A 3014-nucleotide genomic window follows, 5' to 3' on the forward strand; every position below is an offset into this window, starting at 1 on the left:
AGCTGTACATCCGGACCGGATCACCATTACGGGTAAATCCCTTTACGAAAATGTAAAGGATGCGGAGGTATTAAATAGTGACGTCATCCGCAGCAAGGAAACAGCTTATAGCCCAGTCGGCGGTTTATCGGTTCTGTTTGGAAATATCGCACCAGATGGAGGCGTCATCAAGGTAGGTGCAGTGGATCCGTCCATCAAGACTTTTAAAGGTGAAGCGATTGTCTATGAATCTCAGGATGAAGCTTTGGCTGGGATTGAAAGTGGCGATGTACGTGAGGGGCATGTGGTCGTCATCCGCTATGAAGGGCCAAAAGGCGGTCCGGGAATGCCGGAAATGCTTGCGCCAACAGCTGCCATTGCTGGAAGAGGCCTTGAAAAGAAGGTCGCCCTGATTACGGATGGCAGATTCTCAGGAGCTTCAAGGGGAATTTCCATCGGCCATATTTCACCGGAAGCGGCTGAGGGAGGGCCGATTGCGTTTGTGGAAAATGGGGATACTATTTTCATTGATTTAGAGGAAAGAACGATTACCCTTGAGGTTTCTGAAGCAGAATTAAATGATCGGAAAGCCCAATGGAAACAGCCGGAGCCGAAAATCAAGAAAGGTTATCTGGCTCGATATTCGAAGCTGGTCACCTCCGCGAGCACGGGTGGCATCCTGAAAATTTAATAGATAACTCGATGACGAGGTCTAGGGAAATTTGAAAACATAATAAATAACTCGATGACGAGGTTAAGGGATTGGATTCCGTATTCACAGAGAGCTGGTCGCGCTGGAAGCCAGCAATACGCCAATTCCTTCATCCCCTCTGAGTGCAGTCCTGAAATCGCAGTAGGGACCGCCGGGTATACACGGGTATACTCGTTAGCAAAAACGAGACAGTTCAGATCCTTTTTTTATAAAAAATGACCTGACCTGCCTTAAAAGGCTGTGTTTCGCAAGAGATGCAGCAAACGAGGGTGGTACCGTGGAATGCTATAAGCCTTTCACCCCTGCACAAATTTGACTTTTGTGTGGGGTGAATGGCTTTTTTATTTGCCCTGCTGGGATGAAAAGAAGAATAGGAGGAGATTTGGATGGCAGCAAGAGAGCCAATGGTAACGGTTGAAACAGAAGAATTGAACATGAATGGGGCCGATCTCTTCATTCAGGCCCTGAAACAGGAGGGTGTTGAGCTATTGTTTGGCTATCCTGGCGGGGCGGTTTTGGGTATTTATGATGCTCTGCACAGGTCACCGATCAATCACGTTTTGGCGCGTCATGAACAAGGAGCGATCCACGCGGCGGAAGGCTATGCACGGATTTCGGGAAAGCCTGGGGTCGTGATTGCTACCTCAGGACCCGGCGCCACCAATGTTGTGACAGGAATAGCGGATGCGATGATGGATTCATTGCCGCTTGTCATTTTTACAGGGCAGGTTGCTTCGCAGGTTATCGGGACGGACGCGTTTCAAGAAGCAGATATCGTTGGGATGACGGCACCGATCACAAAGCAAAATTACCAGGTGAGAAGGGTAGAGGATCTGCCCAGAGTTGTGAAGGAAGCCTTCCATCTGGCAACAACCGGACGGCCCGGACCTGTTCTAGTCGATATACCGAAGGACCTTACTGCACTTCAGACTTCTTTTTTGCCAGAGGCTGAGGTCAACCTTCCGGGATATCGGCCAACCGTGAATCCTGATCCGTTACAGGTAGACAGCCTGCTTGAGGCACTTCAACACTCCCAAAAGCCTGTCATCTTAGCAGGGGCAGGGGTTTTACATGCTAAGGCCTCGGAAGAATTGGTTGCTTTTGCAGAACAGTATCGATTGCCTGTCGTCCATACTTTGCTAGGTCTCGGAGGATTTCCGGCAGGGCATCCGCTGTTTTTGGGAATGGCCGGGATGCACGGCTGTTATACCGCGAATATGGCTCTTTATGAATGCGATCTATTGATCAATATCGGTGCCCGTTTCGATGATCGGCTGACAGGCAATCTGGCTACCTTCGCGCCAAATGCCAGGGTTGCTCATGCAGATATTGATCCAGCGGAAATCGGCAAAAATGTCGAGACACATTTTCCGATCGTGGGAGATGCGAAAGCAGTCTTGCAGATGCTTTTAAGCCGCGTAGTTGTTGGACCGGATTCACAGCTTTGGCTGAAGCACTTGGAAGAAAATAAGGTTGAGTATCCGTACTGGTTTACGGATGCCGGAGAATTGCCTTCACCGCAGCAATTAATAGAATTAGTGCACAAGCATACGAATGGGGATGCAATTGTCACGACGGATGTCGGCCAGCACCAGATGTGGGCTGCCCAATTCTACTCGTTTTCGCGGCCGAACTCCTGGGTTACATCGGGCGGACTAGGAACAATGGGATTTGGTTTCCCGGCGGCGATTGGAGCGCAACTGGCTGAACCGGATGCGGCGGTCATTTCACTTGTCGGGGACGGCGGCTTTCAGATGACGCTCCAGGAATTGATTTTATTAAAAGAATGGAATCTGCCAGTAAAAGTGCTGATCATCAATAATGGATCACTCGGAATGGTCCGCCAGTGGCAAGAAACATTTTATGAAAAACGATTCTCGCATTCTATCTTTTCCCTGCAGCCGGATTTCATAAAGCTTGCAGAAGCGTATGGAATAAAAGCTTATAGGGTGAGCAGTACAAACGAAGCAGAGAGACTTTTCAGTGAAGTTTTAACAGACCGCGAGCCAGTCCTGATTGATTGTCGCGTGAATCCTGATGAAAAGGTCTATCCAATGGTTGCGCCAGGGAAAGGGCTGCATGAAATGATTGGGGTGAAACCATGAAAAAGCGGATGGTCACGGCATTAGTCCAAAATCAGAATGGAATTTTCACACGGCTTATGGGCATGTTCCACAAGCATCAATACAGGATTGAGAGCCTTGCGGTTGCGGTCGCATATCCGGAGCTGAAGGATGTTTCCAAAATGTCTGTCATTCTCGAGGTGGAAGATGACCATAAGTTTTTGCAGCTGGTGAAGCAGGTGAATAAACAGGTGGATGTC

At 49.0% G+C, this 3014-nt stretch carries 2 protein-coding genes and 1 pseudogene; all 3 read left to right on the forward strand.

Translation table 11 applies throughout. From position 1 onward, the window contains the following. On the forward strand, positions 1 to 670 hold a 670-nt coding region (locus tag ACH0QE_RS02650; RefSeq protein ID WP_415799164.1), incomplete at its 5' end, for a dihydroxy-acid dehydratase. Between the two features lie 407 nt (positions 671 to 1077). Beyond that, complete coding sequence (ilvB, locus tag ACH0QE_RS02655; RefSeq protein WP_415799165.1) at positions 1078 to 2796, forward strand: acetolactate synthase large subunit; 1719 nt, start codon at positions 1078 to 1080, stop codon at positions 2794 to 2796. Beyond that, positions 2793 to 3014, forward strand: a pseudogene (locus ACH0QE_RS02660) (acetolactate synthase small subunit); the annotation flags it as partial. The gene ilvB and the pseudogene ACH0QE_RS02660, both read left to right, overlap by 4 nt.

The organism is Mesobacillus sp. (genome assembly GCF_047739415.1).
Taxonomy (GTDB): domain Bacteria; phylum Bacillota; class Bacilli; order Bacillales; family Cytobacillaceae; genus Mesobacillus.